Raw genomic sequence first — 24259 nt, 5'->3', positions numbered from 1 at the left:
CCATCTTCCGCCACCGCCGCAACGTCCATTCCGCCACTGACTGCGAGGCAAGCCACGCGGCCTTGGTCCCATGCGGCTGCAGATAGTACTCGTGCACGAACTGACGGATCTCCTCACGGGTATACCCCTGGATAGCAACTGTCATGGCTGTCTCCTTCAATCAATATGAAAGAACCGGGTGGCTCACAACCAGCTTGACGTAGAGGGCTACGGAGACATCCAGCTGGCCCATCCGCGCGGAGGCCTCCGAAACGTGGCTGAATTCCGAGAGGAACCCCGTCCACGAATGCACTTCCAACAGCACATCGGGCAGGTCCACCCGCGGCAGCATTGCGGACACCGGCGTCCGCAGCTGCGTCAAGGACTCTGGGATCGTCTTGGCTTCCAGGGGCGAGAGATGGACCTTGCCGGCCTCGTCAATGCGTACCGCGGGATTATCGGCCAGCTGATCGGCCGCCTCACGATAGCGGGCATCCAAGCTGTGACGGACACCGGCAAGGTGTTCCGTGGGCTCGTCTGGCAGCTGGAGTGCTCTCAAGGTCTCGTTCTTGGTCGCCTGCCACGCCGGGTCGCTCAGCAACCGCGCCCTGGGGTCTCCCCAGCGGCGCCCGCCCACAACGAAGATGTCCCTGTGCCGCAGCGCCCTGTGGACGGCGTCCATCACCGCCACCGTGTACGCTCTGCGATCGAGCTCTCCTGCGGTGCCGATTGGGCGTTGCCAGGCCGGCGACAGGCCGGACAGATCAACCTCGCTCGGGTCCTTTTTACGGCCGTCCAAAACCTTTGGCAACGCTGTCAGGGCCGCCAACGTTGGGGCACCATCCGCGGTGGCCCCAAAAGGTGCCGCCGATGCCAACGCAGGCAGGAAAGACCGTGCGGTAGTGAACCGGCGCACGCCCGGGCCGCAAGGAAAAGCATCAGCTCCTCATACTTAACCGGATCAGCAAAGTCCATATCACCATAAACGGCGGAAATCTCCGCAGCGTGCTCAACGGAAGCATCCGCAATGCCCAGCTGCCCGGCCAGGGAATCCACCACTGGCCAAGGAACAGCCCGCGGATCCGTCAGAAACCGGCCCACGACCCGCACCGTTGTCAGTTGAACAGCAAATCCCAGCCGGTTGTGCATCCCCCGGCGGCGACCAACTACCGACAGATCGGCATCATCCAACCAACAGAAGCGTTCCAGGTCCTCCGCCGATACCACATCAGGGAATCTGCCGAACCCTGCGGCCTGCTCATCACTTAGAAAATCGACCGCCATGCCACGCATTCAACAGCCACCGGACCCCTTAGCGTGAATTTCCGTACCGATCCTCCTCAGACCCCAGGTCGCGTACAGCGGTGCTCCTTGGGATCCGTCCTGGGACCGGCGGTATTATTCGCACGGATCCGCAGATGCTCCGTGATACCGGCGATTCCGGGGATGGCCAGTGCGCTCAAGACCCGGGCTACGGCGTTGTCAACCAGCCAACGGTGCCGCCAAACGAGCGGGAAACAATCTTTGGCGGCAATGGCTGCGTCCACCGGACTGGGCACCAGCGGACCGACAGCCCACCGCGAACGGTTTCGACCGGCTCTACCCCGACGACGCAGCACCGCTCGAATGGGACTAAGTCCCCGGGCGCTCAGATTTCGGCGTATCTCTTGGTCGAGGGTATGACACCGCCGCCGTCTTATCTTGGTGAAAGCGGCACCCCCTCGCTGTGCTCAGGTTTTCGATCGTCCGTTTGGCCCGTTCCCGCCAGATGTACCCGCTGGACCGATCATGGAATGTGCCGCTTGAAGTCATCGGGGAGGTGGCGGCAAATTCCGTCATCGCTCGATTGACGGTCACCGAAGCCACTGCACCAAGATGTGCGAGCGATTCCCATGCGCCCAGCGGTTGTGCCGACGAGGGTCTAGAGAACATCCAGGCCGTCACACCTGATCTGGACAGGTACTCCGCTTCGCTTGGCAGCGTTGGCCGCCTTGAGAGCGCGCAATGCGGTGGTGACAGCCGAGGCGATGGCATAGGGGAAGAACAGCAGCGTCCGATACTGTCCCTCTTCATCCGAGCCCGGGATGCTGCGGCTTTGCAGGCCGGGTGCCACCGGTGCCGGTCCCACCACCCGGATTTCCGAGGCCAGCCGGAGTTGGCCGACAAACGCGCCGACCGCTGCTTCCGGGCCGGTGATGGATGCGATGCGGACTGCCGGCGGCAGTCCCAGCTCCAGTCGCAATGCAAGCTCTCTCTCGGCGTAGCCGGCGGGATCCCACCGCACCAAGGCGCCGACCACTTGGGAATCCTCCGCGGTCACCACCACTACACCGCCGTCCTTGGCAGGACGCACCAGGGCGCTGGCATTGAACCAGCGGCGCAGCGCATCCTCACCGGCGCGCAAGGACTCCCGCCGGAGCAGGGTGTCCCCGTCAAGCAGGAGCGCCGCGGCATAGCCCTCTGGGGCCAGGGGTTCTGCGCCCACGGTGGCCACTACCAGTGCCGGTTTGTCTGGGACATGTGCCTTCACATGATCCCCGGCTGAGGAAAGCACCGGTACGCCGGGAAAGGCCTTGCCAAGTTCCTCTGCCGTCCGGGCGGCGCCGACAACCACCCTGCGCAGTTCGCGCGACCCGCAGGTGGAACAGCTGTAGTTGTTCCCCGGAGAGGCGCACCAGCGGCACTGGAGCACGGGTCTTTGCCCGTGCCGGGCCGGCAGCTCCATCAGCGGTCCGCGGCAGACTACGCAGCGGGCCGTTTCCCGGCAGCGCTGGCAGGCCAGGCTGGGGGCATAGCCGGCCCGCGCCACCTGCACCAGGACCGGACCGCGTTTCAGGCCTTCTTTGGCGGTCTGCCAGGCCCGCTGCGGGAGCCTGGCCACCGAAGCCAGCGGATCACGTTCCTGCTCGAAGCTGTCGGCCGTGCTGATCACCCTGGCCGTGACGGCCCTGGACAGCGTCCGGTCGGGGTAAATGGGCTGTGCCCAGCCGGTGTTAAGCAGGCGTTGGGCTTCAGTACTGCGGGTATGGCCTGCCAGCAGCAGGCCCGCATTCTCCTGCTCGGCCCGCAGCAGCAGCACGTCCCGGGCATGGTGGTACGGAGCCCGGCGCTCTACGTGCAGATCATCGCCGTCGTCCCAGCAGCAGAACAACCCCGGATCGGCGACGGGGGCAAAGGCAGCTGACCGTGTGCCTAGCACCACACGCACGTCTCCGCTGAGGACCCGGAGAAAGTTCCGATAGCGCACGCTGGGTCCATCCTCGGCCGTGAGCCGGACGAAGGAATCGGCAGGAAGCACTTCGGCGACGGCCTGCTCAAGCAACAGCAGATCACGCTGATCCGGGACAACGGCGATGGCCCCGCGCCCCGAAATGCTGCAGCCGGCAATCGCCTGCGCGAGCTGCCGATGCCAGGAGTGGGCGCCGAAGCCCTGCAGCGCGGACAGCACACCGCGCGGTGATCCGCCTGAGGCCAGATGTCCGAGATACGCGTCCGCATTGTGATAGCCCTGAAAAAGCGTTGTCACCGGAAGGGTCGGAACCGCAGGAACATCAGGAGCTGCAGATTCTCCAGGGACAGCTGCCGTGACGACGTTACGGGGATCACCGGGTACGGTCGATCCAGCAGGCTGCGGGCCGGTTACCTTGGGTTCAGCGGACAGCGGTCCCGGATACTGCTTATCGAGTTTGGCGACGCGGGGAGGGATGGCAACCCGCAACACGTCGCTCACCGAGCCCGCATAGCGCGCTGCCACTGCCTCGGCCAGCCGGAACACAGCCGGTGTGAGCACGGGGACACCGCTGAAGACCTTGCCCAGCGGCGTCAGCCTGGTGCCTTCCGAGGAAGCCACGCGTTCCGTGAGGTATCCGTTCAGGTCCTGGCCGGCAAACCGCACTTTGACACGCACTCCCGGCCGCGCAATGTCGGCGAGGTCCGCAGGGACGCTGTAGTCAAATAGCCGGTCCAGGTGCGGCAGGGATGATTCGATCAGAACCCGGCCCACGGGCAGCCGATCGGCCAGCACCACCGCACTGTAGGGATCCGGGGTCTGATGCTGTGTCACAAATCCCTGCAGCAATGATGGCTGGACCACGGAGCCGCTCTCGGCCGTCACGATCAGCTCCTTCATTACTCCTAGGACTTGCTTCAACGATTCACTCCACGGAATCACCGTACAAACTGGCGGCACGGATTCACCCCACGGAATAAATGCAGCCACCAGACGCAATGTACGGACACGCGGACTATAACGTGACCCGTGCCAACAGCTAACCACAGACCAGCGACATCGCTGCCGCCACGCATAACTGTGCATAACTTTCCCGGGCACCCGTTCCGGTGGGCGGTTCCATCCACTCACCGCCGCCGCGACTACCGTCGGCGCCGGACCTTCGCCCTACGCGTCGAAAAACGACTTCAGCGCGTCAACCCGGTCGAGGTTCTCCCAGGTGAAATCCGGGTCGTCGCGGCCGAAGTGGCCGTGTGCGGCCGTTTTGGCGTAAATAGGACGCTTCAGGTCCAAGGCCCTGATGATGGGCCGCGGGCGCAAATCAAAGACGGCTTCGATGGCTGCTTCGATCCGGCGCGGGTCGACGGTCTCGGTGCCGAACGTTTCAACGTAAACCCCGACGGGGCGGGCGACGCCGATCGCGTAACCAACCTGCACCTCGGCCCGGCTGGCCAGCCCGGCGGCCACAATGTTCTTGGCCACCCAGCGCACCGCGTAGGCGGCGGAACGGTCCACCTTTGACGGGTCCTTGCCGGAGAAGGCGCCGCCACCGTGGCGGGCCATGCCGCCGTAGGTGTCAACGATGATCTTGCGCCCAGTCAGGCCGGCGTCGCCCACGGGACCACCCACCACAAAGGGCCCGGCCGGGTTGAGATGCATCTTAACGGCGGAAAGGTCCAGCCCGGACGCGTCGAGGACGGGCGCAATCACAAACTGCTGCAGGTCGGCGCGCAGTTGGTCCAGCGAGGCGCCCTCGGCGTGCTGGCTGGAGATGACCACGGTGTCCACGGAGACGGGTATGTCGCCGTCGTAGCCGATGGTCACCTGGGTCTTGCCGTCCGGGCGCAGGTAGGAAAGCAGCCCGGACTTGCGCACGTCCGTCAGGCGCTCAGACAGGCGGTGCGCCAGATAGATGGGCGTGGGCATGTACGAGGCGGTCTCGTTGCTTGCATAGCCGAACATCAAACCCTGGTCGCCGGCACCCTGGGCGTCGTCCTCGTCAACCGCCGTACCTTCGCGAACCTCCAAGGAGTTAAAGACGCCGTCAAAGATGTCCTGGGACTGCTGCCCGATGGACACGGACACCCCGCAGCGGGCGCCGTCGAAGCCGTTGGCGGAGGAATCGTAGCCGATGTCCAGGATGGTGTTGCGCACAATCGCGGGTATTTCCACGTACGCATCGGTGGTGACTTCCCCGGCCACATGCACCAGCCCGGTGGTGGCCATGGTTTCCACCGCCACACGGGAGTCGGGGTCCTCGGTCAGCAACGCGTCCAAGATTGCGTCGCTGATCTGGTCGCAAATCTTGTCCGGATGGCCTGCAGTCACGGATTCGGAAGTAAAAAGGCGCAAGGGGTTAGCTGAAGTCACTTGTACACTCTACGTCCTCGACTGCTGCGCCTTCCGGCGCAGGACATGGTTGGTAACGGCGGGTGGTCCGACGAGAAGGCAGGGCAGGTTACAGTGCGGTCAGCGCGGCGCCGACCAGTCCGACGACGGCGGCAGCCACGTCGGTCTTGCTGCCCTCCGCCGTGACGGGCTCGGTGCCGCGGCGGTCAAGTATGACCACCTCAGTATCGTCCGCACCGAAGATCCGGTTAGCGCCGACGTGGTTGACGACGAGTAGATCACAGCCCTTGCGTTCCAATTTGGCGCGGGCATAACCGAGAACGTCGGACTGCTCATCCCCGGTCTCCGCGGCAAAGCCCACGATGACCTGGCGGCGCCCGGTGCTCTCACGCTCGCGCACCAGCTCCGCCAGGATGTCCGGGGTGCGGACCAGCGTGATGACCGGATCCGCGACGTCGTCCTGTTTCTTGATTTTGCTCGCCGACAGCCGGGCGGGGCGGAAATCGGCGACCGCAGCCGCCATGATAATCGCGTCGGAGCCGGCGGCGGCGGCCAACGCGGCCTCGCGCAGCTCCAGTGCCGTTTCCACCGTGACCAGTTCGACGCCTTCCGGCGCGGGGACGTCCATGTGTGCGGCGATCAGCCGTACGCGTGCCCCGGCCTGCAGAGCGGCGGTGGCCAGTGCAACACCCTGCTTGCCGGAGGACCGGTTGCCCAGGAACCTCACGGGGTCCAGCGGTTCGCGGGTCCCGCCGGCGGTAATGGTCACGGTCCGGCCGGCTAACTCCGTCCGTTCCGCCGTCCCATCCGAAGCCATCAGTTCCAGCGCGGCGGCGAAGATCTGCTCCGGCTCGGGCAGCCGGCCGGGGCCGGAGTCGACGCCGGTCAGCCGCCCGACCGCTGGCTCCAGCACGGTGATTCCGCGGCTCCGCAGCGTCGCCACATTTGCGGCCGTGGCGGCGTGCCCCCACATTTCGCTGTGCATCGCAGGAGCGAACAACACCGGTCCGCGTGCCATCAGCAATGTGGTCGTGAGCAGATCGTCTGCCTGCCCGGCCGCGGCGCGGGACAGCAGATCCGCGGTCGCCGGGGCAACCACGATCAGATCCGCTTCGTGTCCGAGCCTGACGTGATTGACCTTCTCGACGCCTTCAAAAACATTGTTCGTGACGGGATTGCCCGAAAGGGCCTCCCAGGTCGCCACCCCCACGAAACGGGTGGACGCCTCGGTCGGGATGACGTTGACGTTGTGCCCGGCCTCGGTGAAAAGCCGCAGCAGGTATGCCACCTTGTAGGCGGCTATTCCGCCGCCGACTCCCAGAACAACGCTCATCGGCGCCACGTATGGAACCTGTTACTCCGCGGCCTCGACGGGCGTCGATACCAGCATGCCCTCGTTGATTTCGCGGAATGCGATGGAGAGGGACTTCTCGTTCAGCCGGGTGTCGACCAGCGGGCCAACGTACTCAAACAGGCCCTCGTGCAGCTGCGCGTAGTAGGCGTTGATCTGCCGGGCGCGCTTGGCGCCAAAGATCACAAGGCCGTACTTCGAATCCGCTGCCTCAAGCAGGGAATCGATCGGCGGGTTGATAATGCCTTCAAGCTTGGTAGCCACAAATTCTCCAAAAATCCGGTAGGTGCACAGCGCAATCAGCGTGGATTGGGCGTCAGTCCCATCAATGAAACGAGCTCATCTGCCGCCCGTTGAACGTCATCATTTACGATGGTGTGGTCGAACTCCGGCTCGGCAGCAAGTTCCAGTTTAGCGGTTTCCAGCCGGCGCTGCTGTTCCTTGATTGTTTCGGTGCCCCTGCCCACCAGCCGGCGCACCATTTCGTCCCAGCTCGGTGGTGCCAGGAAAACGAATTTCGCCTCCGGAACGGCGGCCTTGACCTGCCGGGCGCCCTGCAGATCGATTTCCAGCAGCACGGACTTCCCGTCCGCGATGGCCTTAGTAACGGTGCTGCGCAGCGTGCCGTAGCGGTTCTGGCCATGCACCACGGCCCATTCCAGGAATCCGCCGTCGGCCACCAGGGCGTCAAATTCCACCGGGGACTTGAAAAAGTAATGCACGCCGTCAGTTTCGCCCGGCCGGGGCGCCCTCGTGGTCGCGGAGACCGAGAGCCACACCTGCGGGTAGTTGTCCCGGATGTAGGTGGAGACCGTGCCCTTGCCGACGGCGGTGGGACCGGCCAGGACTGTCAGCCCGGTGCCCGCGGCCCCCCTGCGGGTGTCGGCAGTCTGCGGGGCGGCGGCCGGTGCTCCGCTCATGAGCCTTGTCCCAGGAAGTCAATCAGCGCTTTACGCTGGTGGATGCCCAGCCCACGGAGACGGCGTGTCGGAGCGATGCCGACCTCATTCATGATCACAGTTGAGCGTACCTTTCCAATGCCGGGCAGAGCTTCGAGCAGTTCGGTGATCTTAAGCCTGCCGATCGCGTCGTCGCCGTCGCCGGCGGACAGGACCTCCGCCACGGTGGCGGCGCCGGTCTTCAGTTTACTTTTGACTTCGGCCCGCGTGGTGCGGGCCGCCGCTGCCTTTGCGAGTGCTGCGGAACGTTCTTGTGCCGTCAAAGGGCGCAGACTCACGAGGGACTCCTTGGAAGCGGGGGCGGGGGCCACCGCACGGGGAATGGGCTTCCCCTGAACCTATCCGCACCGGGGAGGCAAAATCAATCTGCATCAATCTGCCGAGGTACCCCTCACAGACGCCGGTGCCCCTCGCAGGCGTCGGCGACACAGGGATGGAGCGCTTCCCTCCCAACTGAGTCGCACTTACGGCACCCATTCCGCGTTTTGAGTGCAGGTGCTGCTACTCAGTTGGGAGGGGACTCAGCCGCGGAGGGAATCCACCGTCCGGCGGGTGGCTTCACGCAGGGCCTCCCGGTCCGGCCCCGCGGCCAGGATGCCGCGGCTGGAAGTCCCCAGGACCTGCGGATACGCCGCGCCGAAGGTGGCGCGCATTTCAGCTCCCGTCGCGCCTTGGGCGCCCAAGCCCGGGGCCAGGATCGGCCCGTTGAGGGAGGTGAGGTCGATGCCCAGATCCGTCAGGGCGGAACCCACGGTGGCGCCCATGACCAGTCCGACGGATCCCGGTCCCGCCGTCCTGGCGTTTTCCGCTGCTGCGGCCGCAACGATCCTGCGGGCCACCGAATCCCTACCGCCAACGTGCTGAACGGAGGGTCCCTCGGGGTTCGATGTCAGTGCCAGGACGAATACTCCCCTGCCCTGGTTAGCCGCCAGATCGAGTGCCGGGCGCAAGGATTCAAAGCCCAGGTATGGGCTCAGTGTCACGGCGTCCGCGGCCAACGCTGAGCCGTCGCGCAGCCACGCGTCGGCATAGGCGCTCATGGTGGAGCCGATGTCTCCGCGCTTGGCGTCGGCGATGCTGAGCACGCCAGCGCCTGCGGCCGCCGCCAGCAGCTCCTCCAGTACTGCGATGCCTGCGGAGCCGTGCCGCTCGTAGAGTGCCACCTGCGGCTTGACTGCGGCGGCCAGCGGCCCGACGGATTCCAGCACGGTGAGCGAAAAGCGGCGCAATCCGGCAACATCGTCGCGCAGTCCCCAGCTGGCGAGCAGCGCCGGATGCGGGTCGATACCCACGCACAACGGTCCCTGCGCTGCCATCGCGGCGGCGAGCCGGGCCCCGAAGGGATCCCGGCTGGTCCCCGCGCGCTCATTGAGATCAGCAGCGGGATCAGCTGTGCTTTCCGAAACGGACTCGGACACTGGCTCAGACACGGGTTCAGGCACCGACGGATCCCCGGAGCGTGGCGGCATGTTCCTGCAGGCTCGTCACGTCCCACTCGTACGTGCGCATCGCCTCGATCGCCAGCACCGCGACGTTGAATTCCGCCACCGTTGTGATGCAGGGCCGACCGTTGGAGACGGCGGCGGCCCGGATTTCGTATCCGTCGCCGCGTGCCTGGCCACCCGAGGGTGTGTTGAAGATCATGTCGACCTCACCGCCGTTGATCAGATCGGTAATGGTCCCCTCCCCTGCCGCTGAAGTGCCCTCCGCCACCTTGCGCACCGTGGTGGCGGCGATGCCATTGCGGCGCAGGACATCGGCAGTACCGCCGGTGGACAGGATTTCAAAGCCCAGATCCACCAGCCGCTTGACCGCCATGATAATGGCCCGCTTATCCCGGTTCGCCACCGAGACAAAGACCTTTCCGGAGGTCGGCAGGGCATTGTTCGCCGCGGCCTGGCTCTTCGCAAAGGCCGTGTCGAAGTGCTTATCGATGCCCATCACCTCGCCGGTGGAGCGCATTTCCGGCCCCAGCAAGGAGTCGACGACGGTCCCTTCCGGGGTGCGGAACCGGCTGAACGGCAGCACAGCCTCCTTGACGGCGACCGGCGCACCCGCCGGCAACGTGCCGCCGTCGCCCGTTTCCGGCAGCAGGTGGTGCACGCTGCGCAGGTCCCTGATGGACACTCCGGTGCCGATCAGTGCCGCGGCCTTGGCCATTTGGACTCCGGTGGCTTTGGAGACGAACGGGACGGTCCGCGATGCCCGCGGGTTGGCTTCCAGGACGTAGAGCACATCCGAGGCCAGGGCGAATTGGATATTGATCAGGCCCCGGACGCCCACGCCCTCGGCAATGGCCAGCGTGGCCGCCCTCACCCGGTCACAGACGTCCGCGCCCAGGGTCAGCGGCGGCAGCACGCAGGCGGAGTCCCCGGAGTGGATGCCGGCCTCCTCGATGTGCTCCATGATGCCGCCCAGGTACATCTCGGTGCCGTCGTAGAGCGCATCGACGTCAATTTCGATGGCGTCCTCCAGGAACCTGTCGATCAGCACCGGATGGTCCTGCGTGATTTCCGTCGCATTCTTGATGTAACGCGAGAGGTTCGGCTCATCGTAGACAATCTCCATGCCGCGCCCGCCGAGCACATAGGACGGGCGGACCAGGACGGGGTAACCGATCTCGTCGGCGATCTTCTTGGCGTCCTCAAAGGACACCGCGGTGCCGTTCTTGGGCGCGATCAGCCCGGCCGCATCCAGCACGCGGCTGAACATTCCGCGGTGCTCGGCCAGATCGATCGCCTCCGGCGAGGTGCCGAGAATCGGCACGCCGGAATCCGCCAGGGCCTGCGCCAGCTTCAGCGGGGTCTGGCCGCCCAGCTGGACGAACACCCCCAACACTCCGCCGGTGCGTTCCTCCGCCGCGATGACCTCCAGTACGTCCTCCAGCGTGAGAGGTTCGAAGTAGAGCCGGGTGGAGACATCGTAGTCCGTGGAGACCGTTTCCGGATTGCAGTTAATCATCACGGTTTCGTGCCCGGCCGCCCGCAGCGCCATGGACGCATGCACGCAGGAGTAATCAAACTCGATGCCCTGGCCGATCCGGTTCGGCCCGGAGCCCAGAATGATCACGGACGGTTTGGCGTGCAGGGCCACCTCGTCCTCTTCGTCGTAGGAGGAGTAGTGGTACGGCGTGTAGGCGGCAAATTCCGCGGCGCAGGTGTCCACCGTCTTGTAGACCGGGCGGATGCCCAGCGCCTGCCGGACCCCGCGGACCACGTCCTCACTGTTGTGCGTCAGCGCGCCGATCTGCTGGTCGGAGAAACCATGCCGCTTCGCGCGGCGCAGCATCGCGGGTTCGAGCGCGGCGGATGCCTTGATTTCGGCGGAGATCTCGTTCAGCAGCTGCAGCTGGTCCAGATACCACGGATCGATTCCGGTGGCCTCGTAGAGCTGTTCCACCGTCCCGCCACCGAGCAGTGCGCGCTGCACCTGCGCGAGACGATCCGTCGTCGGCCGTCTGGAGGCCGCAATCAGGTCCGGTACGTCCAGGGAATTGACCGAACTGAAGTCCAGGCTGGCACCCTTTTGCTCCAGCGACCGGAGCGCCTTCTGCAGCGCCTCGGTGAAGTTGCGGCCGATCGCCATCGCCTCCCCGACGGATTTCATCGTGGTGGTCAGGGTGGGGTCCGCGGCCGGGAACTTCTCGAAGGCGAAGCGCGGGACCTTGACGACGACGTAGTCCAGAGCCGGCTCAAAGGACGCCGGTGTCTTCAAGGTGATGTCGTTCGGGATCTCGTCCAGCGTGTAGCCGAGCGAGAGCTTCGTGGCGATCTTGGCAATCGCAAAGCCGGTGGCCTTGGACGCCAGCGCGGAGGACCGCGAGACGCGGGGATTCATCTCAATCACCACGACGCGGCCGGTGTCCGGTTCAATCGCGAACTGGATGTTGCAGCCGCCGGTGTCCACGCCCACCTCGCGGATGACGGCAATGGAAATATCGCGCAGCCGCTGGTATTCGCGGTCGGTGAGCGTCATGGCGGGCGCCACCGTAATGGAGTCTCCGGTGTGCACCCCGACCGGGTCGAAGTTCTCGATGGAGCAGACCACCACGACGTTGTCGTTCTTGTCCCTCATCATCTCGAGCTCGTACTCCTTCCAGCCCAGGATGCTCTCTTCGAGCAAAACCTCGGTGGTCGGGCTGTACTGCAGGCCCTGGCCGACAATGCGGCGCAGGTCCTTCTCGTCATAGGCCAGCCCGGAGCCGAGACCGCCCATGGTGAAGGAGGGCCGGACCACCATTGGGTAGCCCAAATCCCCGGCGGCGATAAGGGCTTCATCGATGCTGTGGATGATGTGGCTGCGGGCGGATTCGGCGCCGCAGCGCTCCACCACACCCTTGAACTTTTCCCGGTCCTCGCCGAGCTCGATCGCGGCGATATTTGCCCCGATCAGTTCCACATCGTATTTGGCCAGCACGCCGTTCTTATCCAGCGCGATGGCGGTGTTCAGCGCGGTCTGGCCGCCCAGGGTCGGCAGCAGCGCGTCGGGACGTTCCTTGGCGATGATCTTCTCGACCACCTCGGGGGTGATCGGCTCAACGTAGGTGGCGTCCGCGAACTCCGGGTCCGTCATGATGGTGGCGGGATTGGAATTCACCAGGATGACCCGCAGGCCCTCCTCCTTGAGCACGCGCAGCGCCTGCGTCCCGGAGTAATCGAACTCCGCTGCCTGGCCGATCACGATAGGGCCGGAGCCAATGACCAGAACGCTCTTGAGGTCTTCTCTCTTCGGCATTAGTTCTTGTCCCGATTCTGTGATGAAGTTTCTAAAACGACTGGCGCTTCTGAAATGACTGGCGCTGTGGCTGTTGCCTGGTCGACGGCGGCGCCATCGACTTCCGGGCGAACAGCAGCGTTGGCTGCCATCAAGTCAATGAAGCGGTCGAAAAGGTAGGCGGAATCGTGCGGGCCAGCGGCCGCTTCCGGGTGGTACTGGACCGAGAAGGCCGGGATATCCAGGCACGACAGGCCCTCGACGACGTCGTCATTGAGGCTGACATGGCTGACCTCAACCCGGCCGAACCGCTCCTGGGGAGCCATTTCCGCACCTTCTCGGGGCGCGTCGACGGCGAACCCGTGGTTCTGCGAGGTGATTTCCACCTTGCCGGTGCGGCGGTCCATCACCGGCTGGTTGATGCCGCGGTGGCCGTAGCGCAGTTTATACGTCCCATAGCCCAGCGCTCGGCCCAGGATCTGGTTGCCAAAGCAGATGCCAAAGAACGGCACCCGGGCATCCAGCACCTGGCGCAGCAGCGCCACCTGCCCGTCCGCGGTCGCCGGATCGCCGGGGCCATTGGACATGAAGACGCCATCGGCCTGCACCGACTCCAACCGGGCAAAAGTTGAAGCCGCGGGAAGCACATGCACGCGCACTCCGCGCTCGGCAAAGCGCTGCGGCGTCATGGCCTTGATGCCCAGATCCAGCGCGGCCACGGTGAACCGCGGCTCGCCGTCCCAGCCATGATCGGACGGCTCGACGACGTAGGGCTCACCGACGCTGACTTCCTCCGCCAGCTTGGCCCCCTCCATCCCGGCGCTGGCGCGCACCTGCTCCAGCAGCGCTGCTTCGGGCTGGTCGGCGGCGGTACCGGAGAAGATGCCGGCACGCATGGCCCCGCGTTCACGCAGGTGCCGGGTGATCGCGCGGGTATCCACGCCTTGGATCCCGACGATGCCCTGCGCGAGAAGTTCGTCGTCCAGGCTGCGTTCACTGCGCCAGCTGGAGGGCCGCCGTGCGGCGTCGCGCACAATGTAGCCCGCCACCCAGATCCGACGGGACTCGGCGTCGTCGTCATTGACGCCGGTATTGCCGATGTGCGGCGCGGTTTGGACCACCAGCTGCCGGGCATACGACGGATCGGTGATGGTCTCCTGGTAGCCGGTCATGCCGGTGGCGAAGACCGCCTCGCCCAGTGCCGCTCCTGTGGCGCCGTAGCTGGTGCCGCGGAAGGTCCTGCCGTCTTCCAAAATCAGCAAGGCGGCAGTTGCGGATGTGCTCTGTTCGGGTTCAGTCATTCTTGTTCTTTCCGGTATCGGCCTGCTCGGTGTCATGCTCACGGGGGGCATTTTCAATCGTGTCGTTTTTGGCCGTGTCGTTTTCAACCGTGCCATTCTCGACCGTGCCATTCTCGACGCGGGCGAAGTCAGTCAGCGTGGTGAGCAGCGGGGTTTTCGCTGCGGCCTGCCGGGTGCGGAAGCCGGTGTCGACCGGATGCCCGCCCAGCCGCCAGGACAGGACAATCAGCCCGTCCCGCTCAACAAACTTCCCGGCCATGCCGCTTTCGGTTCTTGCGCCGCCATAACTGTCTTTAGGGATGAAGACATCCGGCGCGCCCGAGCGGCTGATCACAATCCCCTCCGGATGCACCGCCAGAACGGCGTTGCCGCGGATGCCCAGGCCGTGCACCGCCAAGCGGTCCAGCCAGTCTCCCTCCGTCGTCGTCACGACGTACTGCCCTTCCGCGCTGGCGAGAGCGGCAGAAAGCTGCTGCGGCACCGCCGGCAGCGGTGCAATACCGGCCTGGCGCTGGAGCCGATGCCGCCAGCCGAGCCACAGCAGCGCAAAAATCACCAGTACCAATGCCACTGCAACCAGGGTGGGACCGAGCCTGTCCGTCACTTCCCGCCTCCGGCTGCCGCGGCGGCCGTGCTGCGGGACCGGTCCGGGGTATTGAGCTTCCCGTCCAGCACCGTAGGGTGGCCGCGGAAAAACGTTGCGATGACGGCGCCCGGAAGCTCCCGGCCGCTGAAGGGCGAGTTGCGGCCCTTCGTCGCCATGGCCTGCGGATCCACCGTCCAGCGCGCGGCGGGGTCGACCAGGACCAGGTTGGCCGGCTCCCCCGCATGCAAGGGCCGGCCCTGATCGGCCAGACGACCGATCCTGGCCGGCGTTGCGGAGGTGACGCGGGCAAACCCTTCCCAATCCAGCAGCCCGGATTCGATCATGGTGTGCTGCACCACCGAGAGCGCCGTTTCCAGCCCTGTCATGCCCATCGCCGCCTGGGCCCATTCGCAATCCTTGGCCTCGCTCGGGTGGGGCGCGTGATCGGTGCCGATGACGTCGATGGTGCCGTCCGCCAGCGCTGCGCGCAAGGCCAGCACATCTTCTTCGGCCCGCAACGGCGGGTTCACCTTGTAGACCGGGTTGTAGCTGCGGACCAACTCCTCGGTCAGCCACAGGTGGTGCGGGGTGACCTCGGCCGTGACCTTGATGCCGCGCGTCTTGGCCCAGCGGATCAATTCCACCGACCCGGCGGTGGAGACGTGGCAGATGTGCAGTCGCGAGCCCACATGCTGGGCGAGCAAAACGTCCCGGGCGATGATGCTCTCCTCGGCCACCGCCGGCCAGCCCGCCAGCCCCAGCACCGCAGAGACCTTGCCTTCGTTCATCTGCGCGCCCTCGGTCAGCCGCGGCTCCTGCGCGTGCTGGGCTATCACGCCGTCGAACGCCTTGACGTATTCCAGCGCCCGGCGCATCAGCACCGGATCGCTCACACAGATCCCGTCGTCGGAAAAGATCCGGACCCGGGCGCGGGAATCCGCCATCGCGCCCAGTTCCGCCAGCTGTTGACCGGCAAGACCGACGGTGACGGCGCCCACCGGGCGCACGTCCACCCAGCCGGCTTCGCGGCCCAGGCTGAAGACCTGTTCCACCACTCCGGCGGTATCGGCCACCGGGGAACTGTTGGCCATGGCGTGGACCGCGGTGTAGCCGCCCAGCGCCGCCGCGCGGGAGCCGGTCTCAACGGTCTCGGCATCCTCGCGGCCCGGTTCACGCAGGTGCGTGTGCGGGTCAACCATGCCGGGTAGCGCCACCAGCCCATCGGCATCGATGACGGTGGCGGAGCCGGCATCCAGCCCGGCGCCGATGTCGGCAATGCGGCCGTCCTGCAGGAGAAGATCCGTCCGTTCCTTCCCCAGAACAGCGGCTCCGCGGATCAAAAAGCTGCCACGGGTCGGGTCATTGGTCATCGGGCGTTCCCTCCGGTTTCATTAGTACTGCGCGGTGCGGGGCCGGGCCGCCGGGCGCTGGCTGGTGAGTACACGGGCACGGGATCGCGCAAATCGCCGGACAGCAGCAGATACAGCGCCGCCATCCGGACGGAAACGCCGTTGCGCACCTGGGCGAGCACGGTGGAGCGCGGGGAATCCGCCGCCGAGGAGGAGATCTCCAGGCCGCGGTTCATCGGACCGGGATGCATAATGATGGTGTCCGTCATCCCGAGCGTATCCAGCCGGGCGAGCCTGGCGTCGTCAAGCCCCCAGCGGCGCGAATATTCCCGGGTCGATGGGAAAAAGGAGGCGTTCATCCGCTCGGCTTGGACGCGCAGCACCATGATGGCGTCCATGCCTGATTCCAGCACGGAATCAAGATCATAGCTGACCTTGCACGGCCAGTGTTCGACGCCGACCGGCAGCAGGGTGGGCGGAGCGACCAGCGTCACCTCCGCACCCAGGGTCTGCAGCAGCCACACGTTGGATCTGGCCACCCGTGAATGCAGTACATCCCCGGCGATGGCCACCCGGAACCCCGTCAGATCGCTGCCGACCGAGTCGGTCCCATTCAACGCGGCCAGGTGCCGGCGCATCGTGAATGCATCAAGCAGCGCTTGGGTAGGATGCTCATGCGTGCCGTCGCCGGCGTTGATCACCGCGGCGTCAATCCAACCGGATGTCGCCAACTGCTGGGGCGCTCCGGACGCCCAGTGCCTGATGACCACGGCGTCCGCGCTCATCGCTTCGAGGGTTTGGGCGGTGTCCTTCAGGGACTCGCCCTTGGACACCGACGATCCCTTTGCTGAAAAGTTGATCACATCCGCCGAGAGCCGCTTGGCTGCGGCTTCGAAGGAGATCCTGGTACGGGTGGAATCCTCAAAAAAGAGATTCACCACCGTACGGCCGCGCAGAGCCGGCAGTTTCTTGACTTCGCGCTCGCCGACGGCGGCCATTTCCTCAGCGGTGTCCAGGATGCGTATGGCGTTCGCCAGGCTCAGGTCCTGGGTGGAGAGAAGGTGCCTCACGCGCTGGCCTCAATAACCACTTCGTCGGCGGTCCAACCGGGACCGGCGCCGTCGGTCTCGCATAGCCGCACCCTGACCTTTTCCGCCGATGCGGTGGGCAGATTCTTGCCCACGTGGTCGGCGCGGATGGGCAGCTCGCGGTGTCCACGGTCGGCCAGCACGGCGAGTCGGACCACGCGCGGCCTGCCAAGATCCACCAGGGCGTCCAGCGCGGCGCGGATCGTCCGTCCGGAGTATAGGACGTCATCGACCAGAACCACCACCTTGTTGTCAATGCCGCTGGCGGGAAGTTTGGTCCGTTCGGGCGCACGGGTGGGCTGGCGGGCCAGATCATCGCGGAACATAGTGACATCGAGCTGACCGACGATCGCGGCGGCATCAAGATCCGGATCAGCGGCTCCGAGTTTGAGCGCCAGCCGCTGGGCCAGCGGAAAGCCGCGGCGCGGAATGCCAAGAAGAATCAGGTCCCTGGAGCCCTTGTTGGCCTCCAGAATTTCATGGGCTATACGAGTGAGTGCGCGATCGATATCCGCCGCGCTCATGACGACGCGAGACGCGCCGACAGCTGTTTCAGAACTCATGTCCCGCTTCCCCCTTCCCCGCCTCACAGGACGGAATTAAAAGGATCATTGCATCCCAAAACTATCACAGCGCTAACCCCCATCGGTTTCGGCGGCTCCGCCGGCCGGCCCGGTGATTCTGAACCGTGGCCGTCCCCGTCGCCACCGTGTCAGCGCCGGGTCCGGATCAGCGTCGCAGCGGGTTCCACAGCGCCGGGTCATCCGCGCCGATCCCGGAATCAGCGTCCGTCACGAGGGCTTTACGTCCCGTCAACCGTCCGGTGCCGCGGTACGATTCCTGGCCCCGGTCGGTTGTTGGTTCCAGCTTTTGATCCAAACCGGGTTTCGGCTGATCCTGCTTTGGCGCCCTGATGGACGGATACCGGGTGGTAGGGTCCTGGAACGTGTACTGGTCCGTCCTCATGAAGCTCTCCTGTGCTCCGGCCCGAACTCCCGGTCCAAAATGTCCCGCGCGGACTTCAGCGCGTCATACGCAATGACCCATTCCCTGCCTCTTGGCGATAACGGATCTGCAGTGCTTGACTCCCCCGCATCGTGTTCGGCAATTTCATGACGGTAGTCCGCTGCCGCCTCGCGCTCCGTCGCCGCTGCCAGCCGTACGGCTTCTTCAAGGTCCGTCTTATTCATGCTCTCAGGCTCCCACAACCTGCCCGCAAGGGATAGGCGCCCTCTGCACCTCAGATAGGGAACCCATCGTGTCGGGGAAATCCGTGCCCGGGGAAACGTGTGTCCGCTTGGTGCCGCTCAGGCCGCCGCATAGGCTTCTACCATGACGGAGCCCGGGCCATGGCAGGACGCCGCCGCCGGGCTTCCCCACCCGGAGCACGACCGCGCACAATCGCCGCTGCCGGCCCGGGCATATCCTCGCGGGCCACAGCTTGCCGCACTGGACGGTGGCCGGGGAAACCGCGTCCTCAACCTCATCTTGGTCGGTCTACTGGCGCTGGTGGCCGTTGGGACGTTGGTCTATTTTGCCGATTCTCTGGGTGCAAACGTGTTCCTGATCTGCGGCGCACTGGCCTTGATCCCGCTGGGAATCTGCCTGTTCACCCTGCTCTGGATCGATCGCTGGGAGCCCGAGCCCAAAAGTGCGCTGCTTTTTGCCTTCTCCTGGGGGGCTGGAATGTCCGTTGCGGCGTCTTTGGTTGTGGGCCAGTTGGTCCGGCCGCTGCTGCTCGCCGGGTCCGCGCTGAGCAATCCGGAAAGCGTCAGCGCGCTGCTCCAGGCTCCCCTAGTGGAAGAGATCTTCAAGGGTCTGGGCGTGCTGCTGATCTTCCTGCTCCGCCGTCGGACCTTCGACGGCCCCATCAACGGCGTGGTGTACGCCGGTACGGTCGCGGCGGGATTCGCCTTCACCGAAAACATTCTGTATTTCGGCTCGGCAATGACGGCCCAGCAAGACGTCGGACCGGGGCTTATTGCCACCTTCGTCATCCGCGGACTCATGTCCCCGTTCGCCCACGTCATGTTCACCGCCACCCTAGGCGCTATTCTCGGCTACGCAGCCCGGCACGGCGGTACGGCCCTCGCGCTCTGCGCCTGGACCGCCGGACTCATTCCGGCGATGCTCCTGCACGCGCTATGGAACAGCAGTTCCATGATCAGCGCGAATTTCCTGGTGGTCTACGGGGCCCTGCAGTTGCCGATCTTTGTCCTCTACGTGCTCGGTGTAGTGCTGCTGCGGCTCTCGGAGGCGAGGCTGACCAGGCGCCGGCTCTCCGAATATGTTCCCTCCGGCTGGTTCCTTCCCGAGGAGATCACGATGATCGGCACGGGCGCCGGCCGCAGGCGCGCTGTGGCGTGGGCCAGGACGTTCGGCGCGGCCGGGACAATGAAGCGCTTCATCAACCTGGCGACCAGGCTCGCCTTCACCCGGCAACGCATACTGGCAGGCTCCCGGCTCTCCGACTCCCTGCAGCAGGAGTCGGTGCTGCTGGAACGGGTGACGGCCGCACGGGAGGAGCTGCTGTCCAGGCAGGCCGGGACCGCCCGGCCGGCGCATTCCTGACCGGCGCGGCGCGTCGCTTCACCCGCTTCACCCGCTCCACCCGCAGTGTCCAACGGGCAGCTATGGCATAACCCGGCAACGCGTCCATACCCATGAATTGCGGGCCAAAAAGCACTGGACCGAAATACACAGGGCGGTGTCCGGGTCTGATCCCGGCCACCGCCCGACCGTCGCGCTGCGCCGTCGTGCTTACACTGTCGCGCTGCGCCGTCGTGCTTACCCCGTCGCGCTTACGCCGTCGTGCTTACGCCAGCAAGGTCGGTTTGAGCTGCTGAAGCCTGCCGAGCAGACCGTTGATGAACTGCGGTGATTCATCGGTGGAGAGGATCTTGGCCAGCTCCACGGCCTCGCTGACGGCGACGCCGTCGGGCACGTCGTCGTTGTACAGCAGCTCCCAGGTGCCGATGCGCAGCAGCATTCGGTCCACTGCCGGCATCCGCTCCAGGGACCAGCCCTGCGAATAGGTCTCAAGGAACTCATCGATGGCGGGCTGCAGCGCGCAGACTCCCTCCACGATGTCAACGGTGTAGAGATTAATGACCTGGTCGGTGCTTTCGCGACGTTGCCGGATCGCCTCCGTTACAGAAACCGAGCGCTGCTCCGATTCAAAAAGGATGTCAAGCGCCCGGCGCCGGGCCTTGCTCCGGGCCGAATTCGGCCGGGCTGAATCTGCTGCTGCCACTAGTCGTTGACACGTCCCAGATAGCTGCCGTCGCGGGTGTCGACCTTGACGCGGGTGTTGTTCTCGACGAACAGCGGGACCTGGATCTCATAACCCGTTTCCAGGGTGGCCGGCTTGGTGCCCGCGGAGGATCGGTCACCCTGCAGGCCCGGTTCCGTGTAGGTGATCTGCAGTACGACCGACGCAGGCAGCTCGATGTACAGCGGGGTGCCGTCGTGGATGGCGATATTGACGGACTGGTTCTCCAGCATGAAATTGGTCGCGTCGCCCACCGTTTCGCCGCTGACAGTGATCTGGTCGAAGTCCTGCGTGTCCATGAAGACGAAGTCCGCGCCATCCTGGTACAGGTACTGGTAATCGCGGCGGTCAACGGTCGCCGTTTCGATCTTCAAGCCGGCGTTGAACGTCTTGTCAACCAGTTTTCCGGAGCGCACATTGCGCATCTTGGTTCGGACGAAGGCGCCGCCCTTGCCCGGCTTGACGTGCTGGAATTCGACGACGTTCCACAGCTGTCCTTCAAGCTTCAGAACCGTGCCGTTCTTGATGTCGTTAGTAGTTGCCACTGTTTCTCTCTCTGTCGGCCGGCTATAGTCCCCCGAAACGCGCGCCCGCACGCCGGGGCGGGGCAGAACTGCGGTGCAGGGGGAAGAGTTATCAAAAATCCATTGACCATTCTACCTGCTCAGCGGCATCCGCGGCACGCCGATCCGGCCGCCGCGTCTGCACCGCAGGTAACGCGCTGGTCCAAGACGGTCGCAAAGCTCCGGACAGCGGCCGGATAGTTCCCGGCGCAGAAGTGCACCTTTCCCAGCTGCTGGTGGACCCAGGATTCGGTGAACGTGCCGGCCACGGCCGCCGCCAGCAATTTCAGCCGGTCCACCGCATGCTGGGTATGTTTGGTGGCCCGCAGGATATCCACGTCCAGCAGCTGCAGGCGGAACGAATCCGGATCCGCGATTCTGGCGGCCGCGGCCAGCTCGGCTGCGTCCGCTAACCGACCGCGGGCCAGCAGCACAAACACCAGATCGGCCGGATCATCGGTGTCAATGACCGCCCGATCGCAGATATTCACATCCACTACCTCCGGCAGCAGCGTCCCGGGGTTGATCGACATACCCGGAAACCCGCAGCGGGCCAGTCCTGATAGCTCATATATCAGGACGCAATTTCCTGGTAGGCGGCGAAAAGCAAAGATGCATCCGGCACATCAAGGATGCCGGGCCTGGCCACGCCGTCCAGCACCACAAAGCGAAGCAGATCCCCGCGCGCCTTCTTGTCCCGGCGCATGCCGTCGAGCAGTCCCTGCCACCTGTCCCGGCGATAGGTCACGGGAAGTCCCAGTTCCGTCAGGATGTTCCGGTGTCGGTCCGCCACCTCGTCGGAGAGTCGTCCGACGCTTCGCGCGAGTTCGGCAGCAAACATCATGCCCACCGATACCGCCGCCCCGTGCCGCCAGGAATAGCGCTCCACCAGCTCGATTGCGTGGCCAAGGGTGTGGCCGTAGTTCAGAATCTCCCGCAGTCCCGCTTCCTTCAGGTCCGAGGAGACCACCCGGGCCTTGACCGCAATGGACCGTTCGATCAGCTCGCGGACGGTAGCGGAACCCGGATCCTTCACGGCATCCGGGTCCTGCTCGATCAACGTCAGAATTTCCGGGTCGGCGATGAAGCCGCATTTGACCACCTCGGCCATTCCCGAGAGCAGCTCATTCTGCGGCAGTGTGGCCAGTGCGTCCAGATCGGCCAGCACCGCGGCCGGCGGGTGGAAGACCCCCACCAGATTCTTGCCCTCGGCCGTGTTGATGCCGGTCTTGCCGCCCACGGCGGCATCCACCATGCCGAGCAGACTGGTCGGGAGATGAATGACCTTGACCCCACGCAGCCAGGTGGCCGCCACGAATCCCGCCAGATCCGTCACCGCTCCACCACCCACGGCAACAATGGCGTCCGAGCGGGTGAAGTCGTTCTGTCCGAGCACCTGCCAGCAGAATGCCGCCACCTGTACGTGCTTGCCCTCTTCAGCGTCGGGGATTTCCGCCGTGAGGGCGGTGAAACCGGCGGCCGCGATGTCGTCACGGACCGTATCCCCGGTCAGCCGCAGGGCCCGCGGATGGATCACCAGCACCTTCCGGACGCGCTCCCCGAGAAGCCCCGGCAGCTGCGAGAGCAGACCGCGGCCGACGACGACGTCATAATTCTCTGCGGGCCGGCTTCCGGTCACCTTGATGGTTGTCACTGCCGATGTCACTGTGTACCGCTCTCTTGTGCATTGATGGTGCCGTCCGCTGCTTCGGTGGCAGCAAATTTTGCGGCGGATCCGGATCCGGGCCCAAGTCCAGATCCGGGTCCGTCCGCGCCGCCGTGCTGCTGTAGGAGGCGGATAAGCTGCTGCACCAGCTCCTCCACCGTACCTTCGCGGACATTCAGGGTCACATCCGCCAGCGCCCGGTAGACCGGCCCCCTGGCGGCGGCCAGGTGCTGCCAGCGTTCCAGTGGATCCCCCGCCAGCAGTGGACGTCCGCCGCGCAGGATCCGGCCCCGCACGGTGTCCAGATCGGCATCCAGATGAATGACAATGGCTTCCCCGAGCAGCTGCGCGGTGCCGGTGTCCAGCACGGCACCGCCGCCGAGTGAAAGAACCATCGGCCGGCGCAGGCCCGATTCCAGCGCATCGGCGATGGCTTTTGCCTCCAGCCGGCGGAAATGGTTTTCGCCCCGGCCGGCGAAAATATCCGCGATGCTGCCGTGCTTCTGCACAATCGCCTGATCGGAGTCGATGAACTCCAGGGCAAGCGCACGGGCCAGTTCCTGGCCGATGGCGGATTTCCCTACCGCCATCGGCCCGATCAGCACCAGAGTATGTCGTGGCACAAAGCCCCCGCTCCGGGCATGCGTTCCCGGCATCACTGACCCAGTGAATCCAGAGCCTGCGGGATATGCGCCAGATAGGAGGCCAGGTTCCGGGCTGTCTCGGCGATCGAATCGCCGCCGAACTTCTCCGTCACGGCCTCCGCCAGCACCAGCGCCACCATGGCTTCCGCCACCACGCCTGCGGCCGGGACAGCGCAGACATCCGAACGCTGGTGGTGTGCCCTGGCAGGTTCTCCGGTGGCAACATCGATGGTCTGCAGGGCCCGTGGCACAGTGGCGATCGGCTTCATGGCCGCCCGGACCCGCAGGACGTCTCCGATGCTCATGCCGCCCTCGATGCCACCGGCGCGGTTGCTGGTACGGCCGATGACGCCGTCCTCTCCACGGACTATCTCATCATGAGCCGTCGAGCCGCGCCGGCGGGCCGTCCGAAACCCATCCCCCACCTCGACTCCCTTAATCGCCTGGATTCCCATCAGGGCGCCGGCCAGGCGGGCGTCCAGTCGCCGGTCCCAATGCACGTAGCTCCCCAGGCCTGGCGGAAGACCGTAAGCGAGCACCTCGACGACGCCGCCCAGCGTTTCGCCGTCCTTGTGGGCGGCGTCCACCTCGGCGACCATGGCGGCGGAGGTATCCGGGTCAAAGCAGCGCAGCGGGTCGGCATCCAGTGCCGCGACGTCGGCCGGTACCGGCACCGGGGAACTCTCGGGGGACTCCACCGCGGCGATGGCCACCGTGTGGCTGACGAGTTCAATACCCAGGGCCTTCAGCAGCTGCGACGCGACCACTCCCAGGGCCACTCGGGCGGCTGTTTCGCGGGCACTGGCCCTTTCCAGCACCGGCCGTGCCTCGCTGAATGCGTATTTCTGCATGCCGGTGAAATCCGCGTGGCCGGGCCGCGGGCGGGTCAGCGGCGCATTGCGCGCCTGCTCCGCCAGCAGGGCCGGATCTACCGGGTCGGCAGACATGATCTGCTCCCATTTGGGCCATTCGGAGTTGCCGACCTGGATGGCAACAGGTCCGCCCTGGGTCTGGCCGTGCCGTACACCGCCGAGAATGGTCACCTCGTCCTGCTCAAACTTCATCCGCGCACCGCGGCCGTAACCGAGCCGTCGGCGCGCCAAAGCGTCCCGTATCTGAGCCCCGGTCAGCTCGACTCCGGCGGGCACGCCCTCAATAATTCCCACAAGTGCCGGGCCATGAGACTCCCCGGCGGTCAACCAACGCAACAT

At 65.5% G+C, this 24259-nt stretch carries 21 protein-coding genes and 2 pseudogenes; 1 reads left to right on the top strand and 22 read right to left on the bottom strand.

The genetic code is table 11. The features are described from left to right. Positions 1–205 precede the first annotated feature (205 nt). The 16 genes and pseudogenes from QMG52_RS22135 to QMG52_RS05265 form a co-directional block, all read right to left on the bottom strand. Positions 206–1263: pseudogene (locus QMG52_RS22135) on the bottom strand (DUF4158 domain-containing protein); the annotation flags it as partial. A 637-nt stretch (positions 1264–1900) separates the two neighbouring features. Next, positions 1901–4108 carry a primosomal protein N' gene (locus tag QMG52_RS05335; RefSeq protein ID WP_283559374.1) on the bottom strand — a complete coding sequence of 736 codons (2208 nt, stop codon included), beginning with the start codon at positions 4106–4108 and terminating at the stop codon, positions 1901–1903. A 267-nt stretch (positions 4109–4375) separates the two neighbouring features. Then, positions 4376–5578 carry a methionine adenosyltransferase gene (metK, locus tag QMG52_RS05330; RefSeq protein WP_283559373.1) on the bottom strand — a complete coding sequence of 401 codons (1203 nt, stop codon included), beginning with the start codon at positions 5576–5578 and terminating at the stop codon, positions 4376–4378. 88 nt (positions 5579–5666) lie between these two features. After that, complete coding sequence (gene coaBC / locus QMG52_RS05325; protein WP_283559372.1) at positions 5667–6890, bottom strand: bifunctional phosphopantothenoylcysteine decarboxylase/phosphopantothenate--cysteine ligase CoaBC; 1224 nt, start codon at positions 6888–6890, stop codon at positions 5667–5669. 21 nt (positions 6891–6911) lie between these two features. Next, positions 6912–7172, bottom strand: a complete 261-nt coding sequence (rpoZ, locus tag QMG52_RS05320; protein WP_283559371.1) for a DNA-directed RNA polymerase subunit omega — start codon at positions 7170–7172, stop codon at positions 6912–6914. Positions 7173–7207: 35 nt separating this feature from the next. Beyond that, entirely contained in the window at positions 7208–7828 is a 621-nt protein-coding gene (gene gmk / locus QMG52_RS05315) for a guanylate kinase (protein ID WP_283559370.1), read from the bottom strand. After that, complete coding sequence (gene mihF / locus QMG52_RS05310; RefSeq protein WP_283559369.1) at positions 7825–8145, bottom strand: integration host factor, actinobacterial type; 321 nt, start codon at positions 8143–8145, stop codon at positions 7825–7827. Before mihF ends, gmk begins: the two co-directional genes overlap by 4 nt. Positions 8146–8388: 243 nt before the next feature. After that, the gene (pyrF, locus tag QMG52_RS05305; protein ID WP_502920448.1) at positions 8389–9297 is read right to left on the bottom strand and encodes an orotidine-5'-phosphate decarboxylase; all 909 of its coding nucleotides are present in this window, start codon (positions 9295–9297) and stop codon (positions 8389–8391) included. Between the two features lie 4 nt (positions 9298–9301). After that, on the bottom strand, positions 9302–12601 hold the full coding sequence (gene carB, locus QMG52_RS05300; protein WP_283559368.1) for a carbamoyl-phosphate synthase large subunit: 3300 nt from the start codon (positions 12599–12601) through the stop codon (positions 9302–9304). Further along, entirely contained in the window at positions 12601–13881 is a 1281-nt protein-coding gene (carA, locus tag QMG52_RS05295; RefSeq protein WP_283559367.1) for a glutamine-hydrolyzing carbamoyl-phosphate synthase small subunit, read from the bottom strand. Before carA ends, carB begins: the two co-directional genes overlap by 1 nt. Further along, positions 13874–14437 (bottom strand): PH-like domain-containing protein, encoded by a 564-nt coding sequence (locus QMG52_RS05290; RefSeq protein WP_283559366.1) that lies wholly within the window; start codon positions 14435–14437, stop codon positions 13874–13876. The genes carA and QMG52_RS05290 overlap by 8 nt, the downstream gene beginning before the upstream one ends. 44 nt (positions 14438–14481) lie before the next feature. After that, entirely contained in the window at positions 14482–15837 is a 1356-nt protein-coding gene (locus QMG52_RS05285; RefSeq protein ID WP_283559365.1) for a dihydroorotase, read from the bottom strand. Then, positions 15834–16886 carry an aspartate carbamoyltransferase catalytic subunit gene (locus QMG52_RS05280; protein ID WP_283559364.1) on the bottom strand — a complete coding sequence of 351 codons (1053 nt, stop codon included), beginning with the start codon at positions 16884–16886 and terminating at the stop codon, positions 15834–15836. Before QMG52_RS05280 ends, QMG52_RS05285 begins: the two co-directional genes overlap by 4 nt. Next, positions 16883–17467 (bottom strand): bifunctional pyr operon transcriptional regulator/uracil phosphoribosyltransferase PyrR, encoded by a 585-nt coding sequence (pyrR, locus tag QMG52_RS05275; protein WP_283559363.1) that lies wholly within the window; start codon positions 17465–17467, stop codon positions 16883–16885. Before pyrR ends, QMG52_RS05280 begins: the two co-directional genes overlap by 4 nt. Positions 17468–17669: 202 nt before the next feature. Further along, positions 17670–17870: pseudogene (locus QMG52_RS05270) on the bottom strand (NAD(P)-dependent dehydrogenase); the annotation flags it as partial. Next, a complete protein-coding gene (locus QMG52_RS05265) occupies positions 17867–18094 on the bottom strand; it encodes a hypothetical protein (RefSeq protein ID WP_283559362.1) in 228 nt (75 codons plus the stop codon). The gene QMG52_RS05265 and the pseudogene QMG52_RS05270, both read right to left, overlap by 4 nt. A 142-nt stretch (positions 18095–18236) precedes the next feature. Between QMG52_RS05265 and QMG52_RS05260 the strand changes: the two genes are divergently transcribed. Next, complete coding sequence (locus QMG52_RS05260) at positions 18237–19475, top strand: PrsW family intramembrane metalloprotease (RefSeq protein ID WP_283559361.1); 1239 nt, start codon at positions 18237–18239, stop codon at positions 19473–19475. Positions 19476–19719: 244 nt separating this feature from the next. Here the strand turns inward: QMG52_RS05260 and nusB are convergent, their stop codons facing one another. The 6 genes from nusB to aroC form a co-directional block, all read right to left on the bottom strand. After that, positions 19720–20157, bottom strand: coding sequence for a transcription antitermination factor NusB (nusB, locus tag QMG52_RS05255; RefSeq protein ID WP_283559360.1), 438 nt, complete (start codon positions 20155–20157; stop codon positions 19720–19722). Next, on the bottom strand, positions 20157–20720 hold the full coding sequence (gene efp / locus QMG52_RS05250) for an elongation factor P (RefSeq protein ID WP_283559359.1): 564 nt from the start codon (positions 20718–20720) through the stop codon (positions 20157–20159). The genes nusB and efp overlap by 1 nt, the downstream gene beginning before the upstream one ends. Before the next feature lie 119 nt (positions 20721–20839). Continuing rightward, positions 20840–21271, bottom strand: coding sequence for a tetratricopeptide repeat protein (locus QMG52_RS05245; RefSeq protein ID WP_283559358.1), 432 nt, complete (start codon positions 21269–21271; stop codon positions 20840–20842). 41 nt (positions 21272–21312) lie between these two features. Beyond that, positions 21313–22404: a 3-dehydroquinate synthase gene (gene aroB / locus QMG52_RS05240; RefSeq protein ID WP_283559357.1), complete on the bottom strand. Its 1092-nt coding sequence runs from the start codon at positions 22402–22404 to the stop codon at positions 21313–21315. Further along, entirely contained in the window at positions 22401–23027 is a 627-nt protein-coding gene (locus QMG52_RS05235; protein ID WP_283559356.1) for a shikimate kinase, read from the bottom strand. The genes aroB and QMG52_RS05235 overlap by 4 nt, the downstream gene beginning before the upstream one ends. A 32-nt stretch (positions 23028–23059) precedes the next feature. Then, positions 23060–24259, bottom strand: a complete 1200-nt coding sequence (aroC, locus tag QMG52_RS05230; protein ID WP_283559355.1) for a chorismate synthase — start codon at positions 24257–24259, stop codon at positions 23060–23062.

Source organism: Paenarthrobacter sp. PH39-S1 (assembly GCF_030063245.1).
In the GTDB taxonomy this organism is placed as follows: Bacteria; Actinomycetota; Actinomycetes; order Actinomycetales; family Micrococcaceae; genus Arthrobacter_M.
This window is presented reverse-complemented; position numbering and strand designations above follow the sequence as displayed.